This window comes from uncultured Gemella sp., assembly GCF_963515875.1.
Classification (GTDB): Bacteria; Bacillota; Bacilli; order Staphylococcales; family Gemellaceae; genus Gemella.
Window position 1 is genome coordinate 1 of sequence record NZ_CAUPZX010000020.1, and the last position, 23175, is coordinate 23175.

Here is a 23175-nt window from a genome sequence, read left to right on the forward strand (position 1 = left end):
CTAAGAGAGGTATAAACCTCTCTTAGTGCTATTGATACTTAGCCATATGGCTTATTTTTTTGAAAAATGACCAAAATATCAATATATTATTCTTGCGGAAAAAGGTTAAATTTGATATAGTATAAAAGGTTATTGAATAAAGAAATAGCGGAGGAAAAGATGACGAAGAAAGAAAATTTTAGAAGGAAGCAGTATTTTTCAATAAGGAAATATAAGATGGGTGCTTGTTCTGTATTGTTGGGAACAAGTTTGTTTTTATCTTTAAGTTATACCGGTGAAGCTAAGGCGATAGAGGAAAAAGAAGTATGTATTCATGCGGTTGATAATAGTAGTTTATCGGAACAAATAAAAAGTCAGCTAAAAGTTTTTGAAGAAAACAAAATAACAGTAGAAGAAGGTAAGTCATATTATTTTGTATATAAAAAAAATAATGTATTACCAAGTACGGGTGGAGTAACATCGGGAACTGCAGTTTTAGGTGGAGCATTGTTGTTGGTGTGTTTAACGTTGATAAAAAAGAAAAAAGGGAAATTGATCTTTTTAGTTAGTATGTTAACTGTCGGTGGCAATTTAAGTCAAGTGATGGCTTTTGAAGATTTTAAAGAAATTCAACCAGTTGTGATAAAAACTTCAATAGGTGGAATGTTACCGAGTCCAGAGGAAATACCTGGATATAGTTTTACGGGTTACTATTTTGAAACAGGGAATACATGTACAAACAAAAGTAGCTCTATCAAGATAGAAGAACGAGGAGGGTTTACTCCTGGGCTAGTAGAGGAGAAAGTTGCAGTAAGTGAAAAAGGAGAGCCATTAGTACAACCAGAGAATCCGGTGGGAGTAGTAAGCGAGAAAGGCGAACCTTTAGTACAATCGGAGAACCCAGAGGGAGTAGTAAGCGAGAAAGGCGAACCTTTAGTACAATCGGAGAACCTGGTGGGAGTAGTAAGCGAGAAAGGTGAACCTTTAGTACAATCGGAGAACCCGGTAGGAGTAGTGAGTGAGAAAGGAGAGCCTTTAGTACAACCAGAAAAACCGCTAGCAAGTTGGAATGGACCTACATTAGTACGAGAAGAAAACCCAATAGCATACGTTAGTATAAAAGGAGATAGTTTAGTACAACCAGAGAATCCAGAGTATGAAATAAAACCAACACCGGAGGTAAGTCCAAAACCTACTAGACCGGCTGAAGAACCGAAAGGGAATGATACGACAGTAGACATCAATGAATCAAAACCAGCGCCACGACCAGTGCGAATAAAGGATAACAGGAAATGCACCAAACCAACAGCTGATGAGTTAAAACACTTTGAAACATCGACGATAATTATTAACGGAAAATCGGTTATTCCTATTTCAACAATAACTACCGTAGAAGAATTGGATTATAAAACAATTTATAGTGCAGGCGACCCATATGATTTAAACTTTAGAGATCAAGATGAAATAGTAGAAGGTAGTAAAGGCACGGAAGTAATTACTACTTCGTATATTCGTGATGAATCTACTGGAAAACCAGTAGAACATATTTCTAAAATAATATTATGCCGACCGTTAGATAGAGTTATAGAAGTTGGAAATGTTAAGAGAGTAGTAGAACCTATAGAAATCACAGAGGTGAGAGAAGATGACCCTGAACTTCCAAAAGGAAGGGAAGTTGTTATTGAGGGAGAACAGGGTGAAAGAACAAAAACTATAACTTATGAAGTTAACCCTAAAACTGGTGAATTAACAAATCCAAAAGAAGAAACTGAAATAACTAGACTTGCGATACCAAGAGTAATCTATGTTGGAACTAAAGAAGAGAAACCTCATTTACTACCGGTTAATAGTGAATTAGAAAATGCAGTAAATGTAACGGAAGCTACTGCGGAGATGAGAAATGTAGACTTGTTGACAAATGAAAAGTTAAAAGCTCAGTTAACTCCATCAGATATAGAAATAAATCGAGATTTATTCTTAAAACGAAAAGAATTACAAAAAACTAATCCAACGATAACTGATGAAGAAGTAAAAGAAGTTTTACGAAAAGAGTATCTAGAAAAATTATCGATTAAAGAAACGCTAGAAGAGACTAAAATAGATTTAGATGCTAGGTTGAAAAAAGTTGCGGCGCATACATTGAGCATTATTGGAGACACGCCACAAAATAGAGAAAAAGTTAGACGTGATATTGAAGCTAATAAAGAAAAAATATTATTAGGATTATCTTATATAAATAGATTTTATAATATAGACTTTGGAGACACTAATATTCGCGATATACTAGCATATAATCCAAGTTCATTTGGTAAGAAAAATGTTACATCTTTAGATTGGTTGACACATCTTGGATCTATGAGTTATGACGAATTAAAACTAACTAATAGTCCAAAAACATTTGAGAAATACTTCGGGAAAATCACGGATAAACCAACGCTACTAGATTTCCTTGATTACAATAGAACTACATTCACTAATATGGACGGTGATACGTGGTTGAAGAAAGCGACTAAAGCTATCGTAGTTGAAAAAGCTTCGAAACAAAAACCTGATGAAAAAGTAGAATTATATACGAAATTAACTACGCCTCCTGAGAAATATGGGGCAGAAGAACTTCAAATAAAAAATAGAAGACAACACAACATAGCTACATTATTAGGTTTGGTAAATATTAAAGAACCAAGCGTGTATGCTATAACTAATATGGCGACGGTAACTTATGGAAATATCGGAACGTATATGGACACTTCTTTAGAGAAAACAAATAAAGCTAAATATGCCGAAGAGCTTAATAAGGTTAAAGAATTGATAGAATTAACTGCGACAAGACAGGCAGATTATATTGATACTCTATATAGAATAACAAAAGAAGAAAATCGTTCAAAACTAATTACTAATAGAGTAATTGTAGATACGATGAAAAAATATACGCCTGATGAGTTTGCTGGAATAGCGACAATATGGTCTAAAGAATCGGGACCAACAGCGGATAAAGGGGTTAAAGACTTTATGACACCTCTAGGATTGTATTCACCATCGCAAAATGTAGGTGCAGAAGCGAATGGAGTAGGTGTCCGTTACTTTATAGATAGAGTTCTGGATGATAGAGGTTCAGCGACTTACTCTCATGAAATGACGCACTTATTAGACAGAACAGTACTGTTTAATAATCATGGTCGTCGAGATGGTACAGCTGCAGAATTTTATGCTCGAGGAATTTTTGAAAATTCTTATACACCAGAAAAAGATACATATTTTAACCTAAACTTTGTTTTTGACGAAAGTAATAAGAACGGATTCTATAATAAAACACCTAATAGATTCAAGACAGCTGCAGATTTAAGAAATTACATGCATGGAAGTTTTGATGTGCTATATAGTCTAGATTATTTAGAAGCGGAAGCGACAAGGAAACTTTTAGCAGAAGATAAAACTAAATATTTCAAAAAGATAACACCGATTGCGTCAAAAGGACCTAGAGCGACAGTAACATACACAAATCAAGCGGTTAAAGCTACGCACAATAGTGAAAAAATCTCAGAAATCACACTAGATGAAGCAAAACAATTAACGGATATTAATAGTTTAATTGATAATAATATTTTAGTGAACCGTTACATTATAAATGGATTTAATGCAAAAGGTGATGTCTTAGCCAATGGATATTATTTTGTAGATATGTTTGATACAATTTTTGGAGTTAGTGAAAATGATAAAGGTATGAGTGGGGATATTACATTCAGAAAACAAGCCTTTGAGCTTATGGGAGCTTTGGGCTATTATGAAGGATTTGTACCTTATGTATCGAATCAGTTTAAAGCAGAAGCAGAAGCGGCAGGAAAACCATTATCTGATAAGTATATTTTTGAAAAAATTCTAGGAAAAACATATACGGCTTTCAAAAAAGATCAAATTAGTGAGCGTGTTGCAAAATTAGATAGGTTGAAATCTATTACAATAAATTATAACGGAAGAGAAGAAGTAATTGAAAGTAAAGAAAAATTACAACAACTTATGAATGAAGCTGTACGAGAAGAAGTAGCTCAAATAAAAGCAGGTAGTACAACGGCTCAGAAATTTATGTTTATAGAAACTCCAGTGCAAAAACTTAAAAAAGAGATCTATAAAGCATACTTAAGACAATCACAAGACTTTACAGAGTCTATTTATAGAATATAAAAAGTGTGTAAGGTGTAGTATACAACCTGCTTTATCAGATGAGGAAGTACTTGATAAAGCAGGTTGTTTTTAAGTGCTCTACTTTAATGTGGTTAAAATTTGAATTTTCATCTTTTATGATAAAAACGAAACAAAATGTTCCGTTTTTATTATAAAAAATTGATTTTTTTTAAAAAAAATATTATAATTATTTTGAAATAAAAGAAAAAGTAAGTATTATTATTAAAGAGAGAATAAAGCTATGTTTAACGTAAAGATTAGAGAAATTAAAGTTGTAAATTTTAAAAATACTAAATATGGGGAGTTGCAATTTCCAAGAGTTTTGAATCCTGACAGTAAAGATATTTTAGGTGTATATGGTCAAAATGGTTCGGGAAAGACTGCTATTATTGATGCTATGGAACTTGTTCAAAAATTAATGATAGGTAAACCGTTATTGGAGGATGCTGGACACTATATAATGGCTAACCAAAATTATATGCAAGTAGCAGTCTCTTTTGATATGGATTATAAGATGATTGAGTATGTTGTTGATTATGAGGTAACTATAAAAAAAGAGAAAGATAAGTGTCTAATAGACTCAGAGGAGATTAAATATAAGAAAAAAAATGAGGATGAAATTAGTAGAAAGAAAATTTTATTTAAATATGCTGATTCTAAGAAAAAACCTTTAACCCCTAAAATTAAGGTAGATAAATTATCTAAATACTCGTTTAATGATGTTAGTAATAAGATAAATATAATGGTTATTAATGAATTAATTAGAAAAGAAAGTAAATCTTATTTGTTTAATTCAATGTTTATGGAAATGTTGGGAGAGTATAAGGATGAGTTTAAAGAAGAATATTGTATTTTGAAGGGGTTGAATAGATATGCTAATATAAACCTATTTATTATTTCTTCCGAAAATAGTGGAGCAATAGAATTTAAATTCTTTATTCCGGTTAATTTTAAGATTACAGAAAATAACCATGTTTCTAAAGGTGAAATAGCATTGATGTTAGAAAAACCTACATTTATGAATGATAGACAACTTGAAATAGTTGAGAAAATCGTAGATTGTATGAATATTGTAATGAAAAAAATAATTCCTGGAATGACAGTTGAAATATTGAACTTAGGTAAAGAAGTTGTTGATGTAAAGGATAATGGAGAGGAAGTAATTTTAAATAAACTAGAGTTATTTTCTAATCGTGATGGGATAAGTATTCCATTAAAATTTGAATCACATGGTATTTTGAAAATATTATCAATTTTAAATGTTTTAATTAATGTATATAACGAAAAAGACATAACTTTATTTGTTGATGAACTAGATGCGGGGATTTTTGAGTATTTACTAGGGGAGTTGCTGGAGGTTTTCTGTATGAGAGCTAAAGGACAATTGCTGTTTACTTCACACAATTTGAGAATTTTAGAAACTATACCAAAAAGTAACTTAATATTTACAACAACAAATCCTGAAAATCGCTATATAAAATTAACAAGTGTCAAAAGTAATAATAACTTGAGAGATTTGTATATACGTACTATTATGCTTGGTGGACAAAAAGAGGAGTTATATCAAGAAACAGATAAAATAGAAATTAGTAAGGCTTTTGGAAAAATAGGGAAGGTGTTATCTAATGGGTAAAATGAAGAAGGTTGTTTTATTTGTAGTAGAAGGATCTACAGATGAAACAGCATTACAACCAATTTTGAAAAAGTTATTGCAAAATGATAAAGTTAAGTTTGATGTTTTACATAGAGATATTACATCGGATATTAAATGTACTACAAAAAATATAAAAGAAAAAATAGGAAGAGAGATTAATGAATACTTAGATGTCTCTAAGTTAAAGAAAAAAGACATAAAGGAAATAGTTCATTTGATAGATACAGATGGTTCATTTATAACAGATGACGCTATTGAAGAAAAAAAACAAGGGGAGATAGAATATACTGAAGAAAAAATACTAGTAAAAAATAAAGAAAAATTAGAAGAGAGAAATCAGAGGAAGACTGCAATAGTAAAGCTTTTATGTACAACTGAACGAATATTAAGAGATATACCGTATAGAATTTATTATTTTTCTAGAAATAGAGAGCATGTTCTTAATAACGTAACTGAAAATTTGTCCACTGATGAAAAATGGGATTTAGCGGAGGAATTCTCTGATAGATATGAAAATGATGTGGAAGGTTTTTGTGAACTTATGTGCAACTCATCATTTTCAAAGGGGGATAAGTATAAAGAGTCATGGGAATTTATTTTAGATGGTACAAATTCACTAAAGAGGTATTGTAATTTTCATATATTTTTAAAAGATTTACATTTTGTGAGTAGTAAGTTATTAAATATTGAAAATAACTTATAAATCAGCTTAGCCGACATTAAGAGGATATACGTTAGTGAGGCTGATTCAAAAGTACTAGATTTTAAAAATAGTTTACATGAAAACTCATAGACGCAGTGGTTTGTTGATATCTAAATTCGTTTCATAAAAGCTTTTAGATATCTAATAAACTGTACGGGGTGACTCGACAAAATCTATTTCTCCGAAATCACGATTTTTGAGTCACTCCCTGTGTTTAAATTGTAGAAATGATTAGTTTTTTATTATTGTCCATGATTTTTAAGATTGTATAAATAAATTTTTAAACAAATATTATAAAAGGAGAAACACGTATGGACAGGTTTAAGAGTGTTAATTTTTATTATACATTAGGTATAATGTTAGTTATTTCGTTAGTAGCGAAATATCTTGCGCAATTACCAGCGCTAAAACTTTTTGGGCATTTGGTAATTGCGCTTGTTATCGGTATGGCGTTACAAATGTCGAAAGGATTAAAAGAACAGGTTAAGGCGGATATTCCGTTTATAAGTAATAAATTCTTGCGCCTTGGGATAATTTTATTAGGATTTAAGTTGGCGTTAGATAGACTTTTATCGGAAGGTAAGAAGACGTTGATTGTGGCGTTCTTTATCGTGTTATTCATGGTAACTTTAACTTACTTTATGTGTCGAGCTTTTAAAGTGGATCATGAGCTTGCGTTACTTTCTTCGTGTGGTTGCGGTATTTGTGGTGCTGCGGCAGTTATGGGGGTAAGTGGTCAACTTCGAGCAAAAACAGATAATAGCGTTCTTGCGGTTGCGGTTGTTGCGATACTGGGGACGGTGTTTACGTTGATAGAGGTAAGTCTGCAGCCTTATTTAGGTCTTGATGCATACAACTACGGAGTGTTTACAGGAGGAAGTCTTCATGAAATAGCTCATGCAGTTGCGGCAGGAGGAGCAGGCGGGCAAGTGGCGCTTGATGCTGCGATTCTTACTAAACTATCACGTGTTCTTATGCTTATTGTAGTCGCAGGAATACTGGTTGTTGTTAATAAAAAAACTCAAGATGAAACAAAAGGAAAAGTTCCGATGCCGTACTTTATCCTAGGATTTATCTTTATGAGTATCTTGGGAAGTTACGTTACTTTCTTAAAACCATTAGCTCCATTTTTTGTAGATGCTGCATATGTATTCTTAGGTATGGCTATGGCGGCGTTAGGGATGAGTGTTAATTTCAGAGTTATAAAAGAACGTGGTATAAGAGTATTTACAGCATGTTTCTTATCATCGATCATTTTAATGATAGTGTGTTATGTTATTGCGAAATTTATTTTTTAGAAATATATCGCTAAGTATTATGTGGAAATGTTAGATTGGAAAATTTTAAATAAAATTAGTCCAATGCTAATTGTAATATGAAATAAACAAAGAGGAGAACAATTATGACGATTACTAGTTTATTAGGAATAAAGTATCCAGTTTTTCAAGGAGCAATGGCTCAAATAGCAAGGCACGAACTTGTTTCGGCTGTTTCTAACGCTGGAGCTTTGGGGATTTTAGCTTCTGGAGGTGTAAGTCCTGAGGAGCTTCGCAAAGAGATTCAACAATGTAAAAATCTTACAGATAAACCTTTTGCGGTAAATCTAATGCTTATGATGCCGAGTATCGAAGAGATAATCGATGTTGTTATCGAAGAGGGTGTTAAAATTGTCACAACAGGAGCAGGAACTCCGAGAAAGTATATGCCACGTTTGAAAGAGGCAGGGATAAAAGTTATACCGGTTATTCCATCTGTTAAGGCTGCGAAGAAAATGGAAGAGTTAGGGTGCGACGCAGTTGTAGTGGAAGGTATGGAAGCAGGAGGACACGTAGGAACAAGTACTACTATGTCACTACTGCCACAAGTAACAAGTGCGGTGAATATTCCGGTTATCGCAGCTGGTGGTATAGCCGATGGTCGAGGAATGGCTGCAGCTTATTGTCTTGGAGCGAACGGTGTACAAATGGGAACTGTGTTCTTGGCTTCTAAGGAGTGTCCGGTGACAGATGAGTATAAAAACATGATTATAGAAGCGGATGATACATCTACGACATTAACAGGAGAAAAATTCGGAGCACCTGTTCGTGGTATTAAAAATGAACTTACAAAAAGATACCATGAATTGGAAGAACAATCTTCAACACTTATGGAGTTAGAGGAATTAACATTAGGTTCATTAAGATGTGCTGTATACGATGGTGACGTTAAAAATGGTTCTGTAATGGCAGGGCAAATCGCAGGATTAGTAAGTGAAATTCGTCCGGTAAAAGTTATAATAGAAAGTGTAATTGAAGAAGCACGAGGAGTGTTAGGGAAAACGGAAATATAGTTGTTGAGAGAAGTCTAGGTAATTAGTTAATTACCCAGACTTTTTTATGCAATTTCTTGTGTTATTTTTAGTAGTAGTGTTTTAGAATTTATAATTAATATTGAAATATCTGAGATTTTTGATAGAGAAAATTAAAAACAATTTGAAAGTGTAAAGTTAATATATCAAGATATAAGTTTAGTTATATAGAGGAATAGAAATAGTAAGATTTTATAGGTTTTAATTATATTTCAATTGACTATGGTTAGTGTTTGTTATATTATAGGTATATATTTATTTTATTATTTATAGGAGGGTTTTATGATAGACCAAAGGCATAAACATGTTACTTATGGTTCTTCTTTTAAAGATTTCTTCAAAGGATTTGTGGATTTTACAGGGTACTCTTCAGTACCTGGACACTGGTTTCCTGTAGGAAGTATTTTAGGAGGATTTATTTTATTAACAGTTTTAGTATTCCAAGGAGTATTATCTTCATTTTCTAGTATTGGAAGAAGATCAACAAGTGATTTTGGATACTTATTAGGTGGAAGTGCATTTAGTGATGGAGTTTCTACTCTTCAAACAGGGTTAGCATTCGGAATATTTATGCTGATAGCTGGAATTATTTTAATTTTACCGCTAACTGCAAGTTTCGCAAGAAGACTTCGTGATGTAGGATTTGCTACATGGGGAATTGTTATTTTAATAGCTTTATATTATATTTTATCTTATTTCACAGTGTATTTATTAACTCCAGTGTACTGTATTGTTTTCTTATTTGTATTAATGTCATTACCATCTAATGCAGTAGAAACGAATTCTAACAGTGAATTTGCTAAATTTTTCTTAAGACAAACTATTCAAGCGCAACAATACTATAGTCAATTTGGAAACCCTTTTGGACAACCTGTTCAATATGATCAGTTTGGAAATTCAATTCCAAACCAACAATATTTTAATAATGGTATGAACCCAGGATTCCAAGGACAACCACAAGGGTTTAATCCAAATGGTCAACAAGGACGACCAAACCCAGGATTCCAAGGGCACTCACAAGGGTTTAATCCAAATAGTCAACAAGGGCGACCAAATCCAGGATTCCAAGGACAGCCACAAGGGTTTAATCCAAATGCTCAACAAGGACAACCAGGATTCCAAGGACAGCCACAAGGATTTAATCTAAATGCTCAACAAGGGCGACCAAATCCAGGATTTCAAGGACAACCACAAGGGTTTAATCCAAATGCTCAGCAAGGGCGACCAAACCCAGGATTCCAAGGGCAACCACAAGGGTTTGATCCAAATGCTCAACAAGGGCGACCAAATCCAGGATTCCAAGGGCAACCGCAAGGATTTAATCCACAAGGACAACCAGGATTCCAAGGGCAACCACAAGGTTTCAATCCAAACGCTCCGCAAGGTGGGGAACAAAGTCAGAGTTTTAACCAAAATACTCCAGAAGAAGGGCAACAAAATCAGGGTTTTAACGTAAATGAAGTTCAAGGACATTCACAACAAACACCAGAAGTGAATGAAGTTGAAGAGGTTGTAGTTGAGCAACAAAATGTAGAAGTAGCACCACAAGTTGAGGTTACTCCAACAGTAGAGGATGTAGCACCACAAGTAGAAACAACTCCAGAAGTAAAAGTTGAAGTTGCAGGTGGAGCTAGAAGCAGAAGACTTCAAAAGTTAAATAAAGCTGAAGAAGAAGTTGGATTCAAAAAAAGAAGATAAAATATAGTCTAGTAGATTAAAGAGGTTCAGGTAGAAATGCTAGAATCTCTTATTTTTTATTTGAACATAAGTGCAGATGTGTTCTGTAATGTTTTTGTTCTTATTTGCTAATTTTACTACTTTAAAGTATAATACTTATAAGTAGTAAAAAGTTGAGTAATGATAAAAATAATTTATAATAAGAAGGTGAACTTATGTTTTTAGGAAGAGAAAAAGAGTTGAATTCTTTGGAGAAGATGTACAATAAAAAAGGATTTCAGATGGCTGTTGTCTATGGTAGACGTCGTATAGGGAAGACGTTTTTATTAACTGAATTTGTAAAAGATAAGAATTCACTATATTTGCCTGCAGAAGAAGTAAACGATATGTTGAATCTTCAAAAATTTTCTCGAATCTTAGGTGAGAAGATGGGAATAACAAATTTTCCAAGTGTGGAAAATTGGAATAATTTCTTTAACTTGATAAAAGAAAAATTTGGAAAGGAGAAATTGGTTCTTATTATTGACGAGTATCCATATGCAGCAACAGCTAATAAATCTTTAAATTCTATATTGCAACATGTTATTGATCATGAGTTGAAGGATACTAATATCTTCTTAATTCTTTGTGGTTCTTCTATGAGTTTTATGGAAAACCAAGTTTTAGGAGAAAAAAGTCCTTTATTTGGGCGACGAACAGGACAGCTAAAAGTTAATCCATTAGACTACTATGATTCTGCAAAATTCTATCCAAATGCGAGTAATGAAGATAAGGTTAAATATTATGCCTGTGTAGGTGGAACGCCGTACTATTTAACATTAATAGATGAAAAATTATCGTTTGAAGATAATATAAAAGAACTCTATTTTGATATTAATGGATATTTAAATAATGAAGGTGTGCTTCTCATGAAGCAAGAATTTAGAGAAGCAGCTAACTATAATGCGGTTTTACAGGCAATAGCTAGTGGATCGAATACTTTGGGAGAAATTGTTAGTTATACTAAACTTGAAACTAATATAGTCTCGAAATATTTATTAGTCTTACAAGATTTGAATTATATCGAAAGAGTAATTCCTTTTGGTGCCAATTCGCTGAAAGGGAAAACTAGCAGGTATATTATTACAGAGAATTTTTTAGCTTTTTGGTATCGTTATGTATTTTCTGTTAGAGCAGAAATAGAGCGAGGATATGGAGATGTTTATGCGGAAGTAGCGCTAAGTGATTTACCGAATTTTGTTGGATCTATTTTTGAGGAAATATCAAGACAGTATTTGAGAAGAATGAATATAAATAAACAATTGCCATTTGTTGCAAAAACTTTTGGTCGTTGGTGGGGAAAAGATAAAAAAGGTAGTGTTCAAGAAATAGACGTTATTGTTGATTCTATTCTTGATAAGAAAATGATAGTAGGTGAATGTAAGTGGCGTAATTCTTTCAAATTACAGAAAACTATAGATTTATTGTCGCAAAGGTCGGAAATTTTTGATAAATATATTATATATAAATATTTATTTGTGAAAAATAATGATATTTTGACAGAAGAAGGTGTAACTGTAGTTACGTTAAATGAATTATATGAATTATACGAGTAATTTTACTACTTTAAAGTATAATACTTATAAGTAGTAAAATTTGATATGCAAAATATAGAAAGTTATGTGTTAAGAGAGTGAAATATATGATTGAATCGCTCAAGTACAATTGTAAAAAACTTTCATTAATAAAGTTGATTTTAAAGTTTGATTATAGGTGTACTCTTCTATACTGTTATGAAAATATCGTGAAAACGATATTGAAAACTATAAATCGCTCATCATTTAGAAAAACAGTCAAAAATAAAAATAAAAACACTCAAATTAATCAATAATTTTGATTAATTGTGAGTGTTTTTGCTTGAAATTGATTGAATAGCTATATTATATTAGATATAATAATCTTGGGAGTTAGGAGAGAAGAAAAATGGTAAATGAAAGATGGAATAAGATTTTAGATTTGTTAGATAAGGAGGGTTCATTGAGTCTTAAAGACTTAATGGAACATTGTGATGTATCAGAAGCTACAGTCAGACGAGATCTTACGAATCTAGAAGCAAAAAATTTATTGTTTAGAACTCATGGGGGTGCGATAAAACGTTCTGCAGCTCGTGGAAGTGAAGATAGTGTCGAAATGAAACGTGCTGATTTTTTACAAGAGAAAAGAGAAGTTGCTAAATATATTTGTGAGAATATTTTACAATCTGGGCAGACAATTTATCTTGATGCAGGAACATCGACATATGAGATGATAGAGTATCTTCGAGATAGAAAATTAACGGTGGTGACGAATTCAACGTATCATTTACCGAAACTTATAAATAACAAAATTCATACAATCATCTTAGGTGGAACTATAAAACACTCTACACAAGCGGTTATAGGTTCTGTAGCTATTGAACAGCTTAAAAAGTATAGTTTTGATATGTGTTTTATAGGATGTAATGGAATTGATGAAAACTTTGGAATAACAACTGCCGAAGAGAACGAGTCTTTTATGAAAGCAACTGGACTGAAAAACAGTAAGAAGAAATATATTCTAGCAGATAAGTCGAAGTTTGGTCATAGAAAATTTCAAAAATTTGCCGAACTAGATGATGTAATTATAGTATCGTATGAAGTTCCAGAGGGATATAGAAAATATAAAAATATAATAGAGGTAAAAAATATAAAGGAGGGACAATAGTGTATTATACAATCACTTTAAACCCTGCTGTTGATATGTTAACAACGGCGGAAAATTTTGCACTGGGTAAGTTAAATAGAACCCAAGAAGCGAAGTATGTAGTAGGTGGAAAAGGAATTAATATTTCAATTTTATTAAACAACATAGGTGTTGAGAGTAAGGCTTGGGGATTTGTTGCTGGATTCACAGGGTATTTTATAAAATCTGAGCTAGATAAACTAGGTGTAAAACATGATTTTGTAGAAACACGCGGGGCAACTAGAATTAATATGAAGTTAACTACAGATACAGAGACTGAAATTAATGGTCAAAGTAGTAGTGTAAACCTAGATAACGTAAGTGATTTCTTTACAAAATTAGAAGTATTGACTGAAGAAGATGTAGTATTCTTATCGGGTAATATTATAGCAGGAATGGGTGTAGAAGACTTCAAAACTATTGCGAAGAGAGTATCTGCTTCAGGAGCAACATTAGTAGTAGATAGTAACAAGGACTTAGTGTTAGATACACTTCAGTACAAACCATTCGTAGTTAAACCGAATGAATTTGAGCTTGGGGAAATGTTTGGTGTTACTCTAAATAGTAAAGAAGAAATCTTGCAGTATGCTGAAAAATTACAAGAGCGTGGTGCGAAAAATGTTCTTGTTTCACGTGGAGCAAATGGAGCTTTACTACTGACTGAAGATAAAGAAGTATTTGAGGTTAATGTAGCTAAAGGCGAGATAATATCGACAGTTGCAGCGGGAGATAGTATGCTTGCGATGTTTGTTGCAAAATATAACGAAACAAAAGACTACAAAGAAGCTCTGCGTTTTGCATCGGCTGCAGGAGGTGCGACATCATTCTCAGTAGGTGTAGGAACTAAGAAACTTATTGCGGAATTAATTCCACAAATCAAAGTTGAAAAATTAAAATAAAAATTCGACAAGTATTTACAGAAAAAATAAAACGAGTTAAAAAGTATTTCCTAGGAAATATAAAACAAAGGAGAAAGAAATGAAATTAACAGATGTTCTAAATTATGACTTAGTTCAATTCGGATTCAGTGCTACTGATAAAAAAGAAGCTCTGGATAAACTAACAAGTATGTTAGTGGAAAAGAATATTATTGCTAGTAAAGATAACTTTTTAAATGCATTACTAGCTCGCGAATCTCAATCAACTACGGGAGTAGGAGAAAATGTAGCTATCCCTCACGCAAAAAGTACAGACTTCGATAAAGCGATGATTGTTTATGCGAAAAGTGACGAAGGTGTTGAGTGGGAGAGTTTTGATGGACAACCAGCTAAACACATCTTCATGATTTGTGCACCAGATGGCGGAGCAGACGAGCACCTTAAAGCTCTAGCTTCATTATCACAAGCTCTTATGGATGCAGATGTAAAAGTAGGATTAGATAAAGCTGCAACAAAAGAAGACGTAGAAAAAGTATTCGCAGACTTCGTAGCGAAAACAGAAGTCCCAAAAGAAGAAAAACCGGAAGCTCCAAGTGGAGAAAAACCTTATATTATCGCGGTAACAGCTTGCCCAACAGGTATTGCCCACACATTTATGGCTGCGGAAAAAATTAAAGAAACAGCTAAAGCGATGGGACTAGATGTTAAAGTGGAAACAAACGGTCAAATCGGTGTAGAAAACAAACTTACAAAAGAAGATATCGAAAGAGCAGCGGGAATTATCGTTGCGGCTGATAAAAAAGTAGAAGTTGCACGTTTTGATGGACGTCCAACAATTATGACAAAAGTAGCTGATGGAATTAATAAACCAGAAGAACTTATCCAAACAATCTTAGATGGGAAAGCTCCTATCTACAAACATGACGGTGCAGCAGATGCTTCTGAAGAGTCTTCAGCGAATGAAAGTATCGGTCGTCGTGCTTATAAACACCTAATGGAAGGTGTAAGTAACATGCTCCCATTCGTAGTAGCTGGAGGTATTCTTATCGCGTTATCATTTATCTGGGGTATTAACTCATTTGATCCTAAAGATCCATCTTATAACAAAGTTGCAGAAGTGTTATTCTACTTCGGTAAAATTTCATTTAGTATGATGTTACCAATCCTAGCTGGATTCATCGGTCGTTCTATTGCTGACCGTCCTGGGTTCATCGTTGGTATGATCGGTGGTATCTTAGCAGATCCAAGTATTTTAGGTCTGAAAAGTGATTTATTAGCGTATACTCCTTCAGGATTCTTAGGAGCGTTAGTAGCCGGGTTCTTAGCTGGTGGAATTATACAAGTGTTAAAAATTGCATTCAGCTGGATGCCTCGTTCATTAGATGGTATTAAACCAATCTTCCTATTCCCTATCTTAGGGTCACTTATTATGGGATTATTAATGATTTTCTTAATCAACGCGCCTATGGCAAGTGTTATGGAAGGATTAAAACACTTTATCGAAAGTCTTAACGGAAGTGGTAAATTCATCCTTGGATTCGTAGTAGCTGCGATGATGGCTATTGATATGGGTGGTCCAATAAACAAAGCTTCATATGTAACAGGAACAGCTTTATTAACATCTGCAGGTTCAGTAGGAAGTGATGTAATGGCTGCAGTTATGATCGGCGGTATGGTACCTCCATTAGCAATTGCAATCTCAGCAACAATCAACAAAAATATCTGGCCAAAAGCTCAACGTAGTGGAGCATTAGTAAACTACGTAATGGGATTATCATTCATCACAGAAGGAGCTATCCCGTTCGCAGCAAGTAACCCAGCACGTGTTATTCCGCCGTTATTCATCTCAAGTGGTATCGCAGGAGCTTTAAGTATGACTTTTGGAGCTGTATCAAAAGCTCCGCACGGAGGAATCTTCGCTATCGCAGCAGGAGCTGTAAGTAATCCACTTATGTATCTATTGGCATTAGTAATCGGAGCAGTATTAGGAGCATTACTATTAATCGCATCATTAAGCTTTGGTAAAAAGATAGTAAAATAATCTTTTAGTAAGTCATAAAATTATAAGAAAATACCTAAAATAAAAAAGTCGTTGAAGTTTCAAGATTCAGAGCTTGGAACCTTGGCGGCTTATTTTTCTATAGATTTAGAAGAGTTAGAATGGTGAATACCATTATATATTGTGACTTTAATTTTGAAGTAAGTTATTATTGTGAGTATAGAAATGGTTATAGGTGGTTAATAGATAACAAGTGTTGGGTGGTTTGGATGAGTGTTTAAGTATGTTGACACTAACTAAGTAGAGATAAAATTAGTTATTTTATTACAATTGTTTAAAATAAGAATAGATTTGGGGATAAATAATAGTGAATAAATGCAAAGTTATTTATAATTAATTTTTTAGAAAAGAAAATAATAATATTTTAATTTTAGATATATTTTTACTGTGTACTTTTTCATATTTAGGAAAAATAATAGGTGGTTTTTATATGTTATATTTTCAGAAAAATAAGGTTGTGAAGCCTATTTTAAGTTGATTTTAAGCGGAAAATGTAATATTAAAAATATGTTAAATTTATTTGTGAAATTAGATGAAAATAGCTAACTCGAATGCGTTGAAGTTATGTAATATAAGAGAAAATAAATATCAGTAAGTTTTTACATAATTAATTTAAAAATAATCGTAGAATTTTAATAAAGAATATGGTTTATATATAGGATTTTGAAATAAAAGTAATTTTATTTAATCTAGATTTTTTCAAGGAGAAATAGGAAATTTATTAAAAATAAATAATAGATATGGAAAAAGTGAGGGAAATTAATGTTTAAAAACGAGAAAAAAGAAAGGTTTTCGTTAAGGAAATATAAAGATGGGCGCACTGATTCGAAGCTAATCGGAGCAACATTATTAGTAGGAATGGGATTATTAGCTAGTGGCGGAACAGCTTTAGCTAATGTAAGTTCAAATGGTACGGATATAGTAACAGTAGTAAGTGATACTTCAAAAGTAGCCTCTACCTCAGCTACAACATTTACAGATGATATAAGTTTAAAATCTGTAACAGTCGATGCTGTATTAGGAAAAGATGTAGCTGAACCTACAAAAGCGAATCATAACACAGGTGATGTGGACGGTAATGACACACTAAACTTTAAAACGGAAGCAACGGTCAACTACAAACTTGAGTCTGATAAATCATTACTAAAAACAGAAACAGTAGAAGGAGAAATAGGAACAGTAATAACACCGTATGATAAAAAAGGAATTACCTATGATACTGATGGTAAAGATTACCGTGAATCAATTGAAACTAGAACAGGATCTGCTATTACAATTGAAACTGGTAAAAAAGATACAGTAGAAGTGGATGGTAAAACTTATAAATATATTCGTTCTGAAGTTGAAAATATCGAAAAAACTTTATTTGATAAAACAAAATTCAACGATGTAGAGATAGCAGTTTCCCCTAAAGGATTACATAATAACCTAGGTGAAATTAATTATGGAAAGATAACGGATAAAGTTTACTTAGTCGAAGAAACTTCAGATGGACATTATGGTAAATTTGTAGAAACTTCAAACATTACAAGTGATGAAGAAGCTGTAACTGCATGGGAAAGTAGACAAGCAAATGCTAAAGATTTTACTAAAGAAAATGTGACTCTTCAAAAAGGAGATACTATTCTTGTGATGGATAGAGATACCTATGCTTCAGGAACAACAAAGAATATAGAAAGTAAAAATCAATTTTCAAGACATAAAGTAGATGGCAATCCTGAGGTGATTTCTGAAAAAGTATCCGAGGATTTGGGAGGTTATGTTACTTATGCGTTTTATTATTTTGAAAAAGAAGTTGATAAAGGTTCTGCAATATTTAATTACAAATATTGGGATTTTGTAGGTAATAAGCGGGAAGTTGGTGAGAAAAATAATGGAACGGCATATCAATTAGCTTATTATAAGGGGTATGATGGATTTGTCCCTTCTGTTATACCGAATTTTAAAAGGGATACTATTCAAGATTATATAGAAATTGTTGAATCTCAAGTGCTACAAGTATTAGAGTATTTTAATAGAACTGAAAAAAATGAAGTGGGTCAACTTGAATTTAAAGAAAAGAAAGCAGAAATGGATAAACTAATTCAGGATATAACAAACTTTATCACGGAAAATAATATACTTGTAAATAGTAATGAATCTTATTATGTTAATTTTCATCATGATAATAGAGAGATTCTAGAGCAATTAAAATTAAAATTGGAATCTGGAGTAAAAGTTATAGAAAATATGTCTGTTTCATTGGGAACTACAACAACACTGATTCAACATAATGGAAAAAAGGGAAAATTGATTAATGACGAAAAAATGACATATGTTAATTCAGATAGCATTGCAAAGTGTAAGGCTAATAATTGTGGAATTAGAAAAATTTCTACAAGTACTTTTTACCCAGAGTTATATACAAATTGGGAAAGAGTTAATTCTAATGAAGGAACAGAAAATTTATCGCATACTAGTAAAGATGGAGTCGTTGTTTCTGATGATTTAAAGAATATAAAAGTTACTAAAGTTAATTCGACTACACAAGAAGAAGAGATAACAAAACAAGAGACAATAACTGAAGAACTCTCTCAATATACGGTAAAAGAAATTATCACGCCTATTCGTGCATATCAAGTAATGGGAGATGGTAGACCGGTTGTAAACCACTATTATGAATTAGTAGTAAATAAATCCAACAATCCTGATAATGCACCTATTCAAGAAATACCAGAATTTACTGGTGGAGTTGCTAGTGTAGATCCACCGGTAAATGAGAAGGATGAGTATAGAGGTGGTGCGAATAGTATCGAACCTCCAGTACTTGAAATAGAAAAATATCCTGGGAATAAGGAAGATGCTAAATTACTTGAACCACCAATCTACATAAAACCAACATTAATCACAACAAAATGGGTGGATGAAAATGGTACCATATTAAAACAGGCAGATGTAAAAGCGCCATTTGAATTAGGAGAATCGAATAAAGCATTTGAACATGGAACAATTGAAGGGTATGAATATGTTGAAACTATCAGAAATCAAGAAGAGGATATTGTTATACATGTATTCAGAAAATTAAACTCAGAACTAAAACCAGAATCGAACCCAGAGCCAAAACCAGAGCAAATGCCGGCACCTAAAACACCTAAAAAAGAAATTACTCCAGGTCAACTTGGAACATTAATACAGGTGAAACGTTTAGCGAACACAGGTAGCGAAACAAGTAACGTAGCCAATACTGTAGGATTTGCAGCGTTAGTTGCGGGAACAGCACTAGCTGTGAGAAAACGACAAAGAGAAGAATAATTTTTGTATAAAACTAAAAACTAATTATAGAAATGACCAGAACATCAATTTAATATTGGGATTCTGGTCGTTTTGACAATAATTATAGAGTTCCATAGGTTACTATTTGATGGGGATTGTTAGAAATTAAGAGAAAATGTACTTGAATATTTGCGTTGCCAATCAACGTAATTAATATTAGTTTGACTACCTTATTTTTGCGTGATAAAATTATTTATGATTATTATGTAGTATAAAGGCAGTTTTTTGAAAAGAGAGGAGTGGGTTTATGAATATAATTTTTTGTACCTCACCATTTCAAGTTTTAATAGCGAGAGAGATAGCACGAACAACTGGAGAAAAATTTATAGGAATCTACCAAAGAATGTCTTATGATGATAGACAAAGAATATACGCTGAGAGAATGTCTGAATTTTGCGAAGATACTCTATTTATAGAAGATGAAAGCTGGGAGAGTGAACTTAGGGGGAAATTGGAGGATGTTAAACTAGAAAAGTTCTATCTTGCTAGTTTAGATAATCCGATTGCTTTAGGTATATTAAGTGTTGCTCCTATGCAACTATTTACCTTTGATGACGGTAGTACTTCGCTGATAACTCCGAATATGTATACTGTAAATCCAAGTAGAGTAATATCGCACAATGGTATGACTTTAGAAAATGTTATAGAGTTATCTCAAGGACATTACACGATATTCGATAGTAATACTATATTTCCAAATTCAAAACTCATTAAAATAGATTTTAATACGGAGCCAGAAGATTTTATTCGTGTAAATAATGGAAAAATGGTGAGAGTATTTTTAGGGCAAGCGTTAGGATCTTGTATTGATGAAAAGGATATAGCAATTACAAAAAAATTAACTAAAAAAGCATTGGATAGCTTAGGAGATGTTTTGTATTATCCTCATCCACGAGTTTCTCTGAAAATAGGAAATACTACTACTGTAACTACTAATTTTTGTTTTGAAGAAGAAGTTTATAGGTTGTTAACAGAATACGAATTTGTCGAAGTCTATGGTTTCTACTCAACGTCATTTGTTTTAATAAAAGATATTCCTGGTGTCAGTGTGAAAAGTTTTAGAACATTTTTGACAACGAATGAAGCGCAGATATATAGTAATCTAGGGATAGAATGTATAGACGACTTACCTTTATCGGATACTGTTGTAGACATTATTATGCCAGTTTATAATAGCGAGGAAACTGTCGAGAATGCTATAAAATCAGTATTAAATCAAACGCATACCAATTATAAGTTGATCGTTGTAGATGACGGTTCGACTGATGAGACGGAAGTTATATGTAAAAAATATTTGGAAGATACTAGAGTGGTATATCATAAAATTGAACACGGGGGGATTTCAAAAGCTCTAAATGCAGGGATTGCTCTAGCAACAGCTGATTATATCGCAAGACAAGACTCTGATGATGAATGGATGCCGTGGCATTTGGATTTTCTTCTTAATGAGTTGGACTCGAATCCGGATTTGGATATTGTTGGTTCGAAAGTTATCGAGGATGAAAATAAGATTCCTGGTGGTATAAGAAGGAATTATTTTAACACTCTTTCAGGAGAACAATTATGGTTAACTTTAGCTTATAGGAATATCTTCAACCACTCTACTGTTATTTTCAAAAAGAAAGCCTATGAAGAAGCGGGAAGGTATGATTCGGAATTTGATGGATTTGAAGATTGGCATTTGTGGGCTCGTATGGTGACAAAAGATAATGCGTTGATGTTAAACACAGTTACTGCATACTATAGGTTGTCAGATTTTTATAAAAAAGAGATGGTTTTTAGAAGTAGACTCGCGAGGAGTCGTGGATTAAGACTAGAAGATGTGATGAGGTAAGAGATGACTAAAGTATTTACGATAAAAGAGGGTGTGCCGTTTAATATTTACGGATTTGAAAGAAGTCAACTGGCTCGTCAAGACATTTTTAAACAAATAGGCGTTGATCAACAGATGATTATTACTAATTTATCCATTTTTGTCCCTAACTTTGTGGAAACTCTTGAGGGTTTGGGATTTGAGAATTTTTATCATGTTATTTTTGAGAAATCGGACATAGCAAGAGATAAACCTAGTGTTGATAAAAGTTTTACTGATACGTTGGAAGATGTCTTGAAAGTTGAATATACTAAAGAAGGTTTTGTTGGGCTTGTTCGTTATCGAAGTGGAAATGTAGAATGTTATACTTCACAACTATTATATAGGTATATCCCAAAAACAAATGAATTTATTCTTTATGGAAAAGAGGGAGTAGTGCTTGAGGGTGATGTTTCGGAAAATTATCATAAATACCATGTAACAAAAACTGGGGACATATTATCGCAGTGGCAGCTTGTGAGTGAATATTTAGCGGAAAACTCAACGATAAACGATAGATTTATTATAGATATGGTTAATGAATATCCGTTACAGCTTAGAAAATTTTTCCAAAATACAGGTAGAGAGTTATTTGCATATACGCATTATAATATACTAGCTCCATTTATGAAGTTTGTATTACAGGGATGGTGCAGTAATATTGTAGCGAGTCCTGTTTTAGAAAATCATCTAGGAAGTGACAAGGTTAGATTTCTACCGCCTGTATATGTAGAAGAAGTTAAAGAAAAAGTATATGCAAGTGTAAAAGATTGGTGTATAGTTGGTAATATGACGATAATAAAAAAATGTGAACTAGCGATAGAAGTGTTTAGGCAAACTCCGGATAGTATGTTAACTATTTATGGTAATTTACCAAAAGGATACAAAAAAGAAGATTTACCTAAAAATGTTAAGTTCGCGGGATTTGTAAACGAGGTGCCTTATGAAAATCATGAAGGTTATATTTCTTGCTCTCTTAGTGAATGTTTCGCTAATGCGGCGGTAGAGGCATCATCAAAGGGGTTAGTATGTCTTCTTTCAAACGTTGATTTAGCGCATAGTTATTATGCGAGTATATGCGATAATACAAAAACATTCAATTCGTTTGAAGAATTAGTGGAGCTACTTAGTGAATATCAAAAAGATGGTGAATATTCTTCTTCGACATTTGCAAATGAATATACAAAGCAAAAGGCGGCAGATGCCTATATAGAAGTTTTGAAAGTAAAGTAAAAATATCTATAAAACAAATGAATATACATGTTATTAAAATTCCTTATTGTGAAGTTTTTTTGTAGGAGAAGTCTAATTATAAGTGTGAATTCTCTATAGAAACGCATAATAAGGTTTTTTTGTGAGTTTTTTTGAAATAGAAACATCAGAGGGTATATTTAACGAATATTCTTTAATAAGAAAATATATCGATTATTCATTTAGATAATATTTTTTGTTGTAGCTTAATTAGAGATGAAGGATAAGAAATGTATATTAAAAAACACAAGATTTCTTGATAAAAACCATAGGATATGCTAAACTTTAAAAGTTAGCTATATTTGATATAGAATAGAATTGCGATATAAATTTTTAATGTTTTTTAATGGTTTATTTACAAAAAGATTTGTAGTGTGTTTAATACTAGAAAATAATCAAAAATTCAAGTGTGCATTAGGGTATTTGAGAGTTTGATATTTAGATAAATTTTATGGAGAAGTTTTTGTATCACTGAAACGATAAATAGACGTGGGAAAATAAATTTTTGGGTATTTTTATCATTAAAAAATAGCAGAAAAGGATAG

The 23175-nt window shown here is 32.6% G+C and carries 13 protein-coding genes; all 13 read left to right on the forward strand.

The features are described from left to right. Window positions 1-159 precede the first annotated feature (159 nt). The 13 genes from RWL85_RS04775 to RWL85_RS04835 all read left to right on the forward strand — a co-directional run bounded on the left by RWL85_RS04775 (window position 160) and on the right by RWL85_RS04835 (window position 22612). On the forward strand, window positions 160-4158 hold the full coding sequence (locus tag RWL85_RS04775) for a ZmpA/ZmpB/ZmpC family metallo-endopeptidase (RefSeq protein WP_314085521.1): 3999 nt from the start codon (window positions 160-162) through the stop codon (window positions 4156-4158). Between the two features lie 241 nt (window positions 4159-4399). Then, window positions 4400-5791 carry an AAA family ATPase gene (locus RWL85_RS04780; RefSeq protein ID WP_314085523.1) on the forward strand — a complete coding sequence of 464 codons (1392 nt, stop codon included), beginning with the start codon at window positions 4400-4402 and terminating at the stop codon, window positions 5789-5791. Further along, the gene (locus tag RWL85_RS04785; RefSeq protein WP_314085525.1) at window positions 5784-6515 is read left to right on the forward strand and encodes a hypothetical protein; all 732 of its coding nucleotides are present in this window, start codon (window positions 5784-5786) and stop codon (window positions 6513-6515) included. The genes RWL85_RS04780 and RWL85_RS04785 overlap by 8 nt, the downstream gene beginning before the upstream one ends. A gap of 311 nt (window positions 6516-6826) precedes the next feature. Then, on the forward strand, window positions 6827-7813 hold the full coding sequence (locus tag RWL85_RS04790; protein WP_314085527.1) for a putative sulfate exporter family transporter: 987 nt from the start codon (window positions 6827-6829) through the stop codon (window positions 7811-7813). 104 nt (window positions 7814-7917) lie between these two features. Further along, window positions 7918-8844 carry a nitronate monooxygenase gene (locus RWL85_RS04795; RefSeq protein WP_314085529.1) on the forward strand — a complete coding sequence of 309 codons (927 nt, stop codon included), beginning with the start codon at window positions 7918-7920 and terminating at the stop codon, window positions 8842-8844. Between the two features lie 300 nt (window positions 8845-9144). Continuing rightward, complete coding sequence (locus RWL85_RS04800) at window positions 9145-10560, forward strand: hypothetical protein (protein ID WP_314085531.1); 1416 nt, start codon at window positions 9145-9147, stop codon at window positions 10558-10560. 194 nt (window positions 10561-10754) lie between these two features. After that, window positions 10755-12134 carry an ATP-binding protein gene (locus RWL85_RS04805; protein WP_314085532.1) on the forward strand — a complete coding sequence of 460 codons (1380 nt, stop codon included), beginning with the start codon at window positions 10755-10757 and terminating at the stop codon, window positions 12132-12134. Window positions 12135-12501: 367 nt separating this feature from the next. Next, window positions 12502-13260 carry a DeoR/GlpR family DNA-binding transcription regulator gene (locus RWL85_RS04810; RefSeq protein WP_314085534.1) on the forward strand — a complete coding sequence of 253 codons (759 nt, stop codon included), beginning with the start codon at window positions 12502-12504 and terminating at the stop codon, window positions 13258-13260. Beyond that, entirely contained in the window at window positions 13260-14177 is a 918-nt protein-coding gene (locus tag RWL85_RS04815) for a 1-phosphofructokinase family hexose kinase (RefSeq protein WP_314085536.1), read from the forward strand. The genes RWL85_RS04810 and RWL85_RS04815 overlap by 1 nt, the downstream gene beginning before the upstream one ends. Before the next feature lie 79 nt (window positions 14178-14256). Continuing rightward, window positions 14257-16197 carry a fructose-specific PTS transporter subunit EIIC gene (locus RWL85_RS04820; protein WP_314085537.1) on the forward strand — a complete coding sequence of 647 codons (1941 nt, stop codon included), beginning with the start codon at window positions 14257-14259 and terminating at the stop codon, window positions 16195-16197. 780 nt (window positions 16198-16977) lie between these two features. Further along, the gene (locus tag RWL85_RS04825; RefSeq protein ID WP_314085539.1) at window positions 16978-19506 is read left to right on the forward strand and encodes an SIALI-17 repeat-containing surface protein; all 2529 of its coding nucleotides are present in this window, start codon (window positions 16978-16980) and stop codon (window positions 19504-19506) included. A 268-nt stretch (window positions 19507-19774) separates the two neighbouring features. Beyond that, on the forward strand, window positions 19775-21361 hold the full coding sequence (locus RWL85_RS04830; protein WP_314085541.1) for a glycosyltransferase family 52: 1587 nt from the start codon (window positions 19775-19777) through the stop codon (window positions 21359-21361). 3 nt (window positions 21362-21364) lie between these two features. Next, window positions 21365-22612, forward strand: a complete 1248-nt coding sequence (locus RWL85_RS04835; protein WP_314085543.1) for a glycosyltransferase — start codon at window positions 21365-21367, stop codon at window positions 22610-22612. Window positions 22613-23175 lie beyond the last annotated feature (563 nt).

Excerpts from the sequence above, each read along its gene's own strand:
- RWL85_RS04775 (WP_314085521.1), top strand. The coding sequence starts at position 160 with ATGACGAAGAAAGAAAATTTTAGAAGGAAGCAGTATTTTTCAATAAGG.
- RWL85_RS04780 (WP_314085523.1), top strand. The coding sequence starts at position 4,400 with ATGTTTAACGTAAAGATTAGAGAAATTAAAGTTGTAAATTTTAAAAAT.
- RWL85_RS04785 (WP_314085525.1), top strand. The coding sequence starts at position 5,784 with ATGGGTAAAATGAAGAAGGTTGTTTTATTTGTAGTAGAAGGATCTACA.
- RWL85_RS04790 (WP_314085527.1), top strand. The coding sequence starts at position 6,827 with ATGGACAGGTTTAAGAGTGTTAATTTTTATTATACATTAGGTATAATG.
- RWL85_RS04795 (WP_314085529.1), top strand. The coding sequence starts at position 7,918 with ATGACGATTACTAGTTTATTAGGAATAAAGTATCCAGTTTTTCAAGGA.
- RWL85_RS04800 (WP_314085531.1), top strand. The coding sequence starts at position 9,145 with ATGATAGACCAAAGGCATAAACATGTTACTTATGGTTCTTCTTTTAAA.
- RWL85_RS04805 (WP_314085532.1), top strand. The coding sequence starts at position 10,755 with ATGTTTTTAGGAAGAGAAAAAGAGTTGAATTCTTTGGAGAAGATGTAC.
- RWL85_RS04810 (WP_314085534.1), top strand. The coding sequence starts at position 12,502 with ATGGTAAATGAAAGATGGAATAAGATTTTAGATTTGTTAGATAAGGAG.
- RWL85_RS04820 (WP_314085537.1), top strand. The coding sequence starts at position 14,257 with ATGAAATTAACAGATGTTCTAAATTATGACTTAGTTCAATTCGGATTC.
- RWL85_RS04825 (WP_314085539.1), top strand. The coding sequence starts at position 16,978 with ATGTTTAAAAACGAGAAAAAAGAAAGGTTTTCGTTAAGGAAATATAAA.
- RWL85_RS04830 (WP_314085541.1), top strand. The coding sequence starts at position 19,775 with ATGAATATAATTTTTTGTACCTCACCATTTCAAGTTTTAATAGCGAGA.
- RWL85_RS04835 (WP_314085543.1), top strand. The coding sequence starts at position 21,365 with ATGACTAAAGTATTTACGATAAAAGAGGGTGTGCCGTTTAATATTTAC.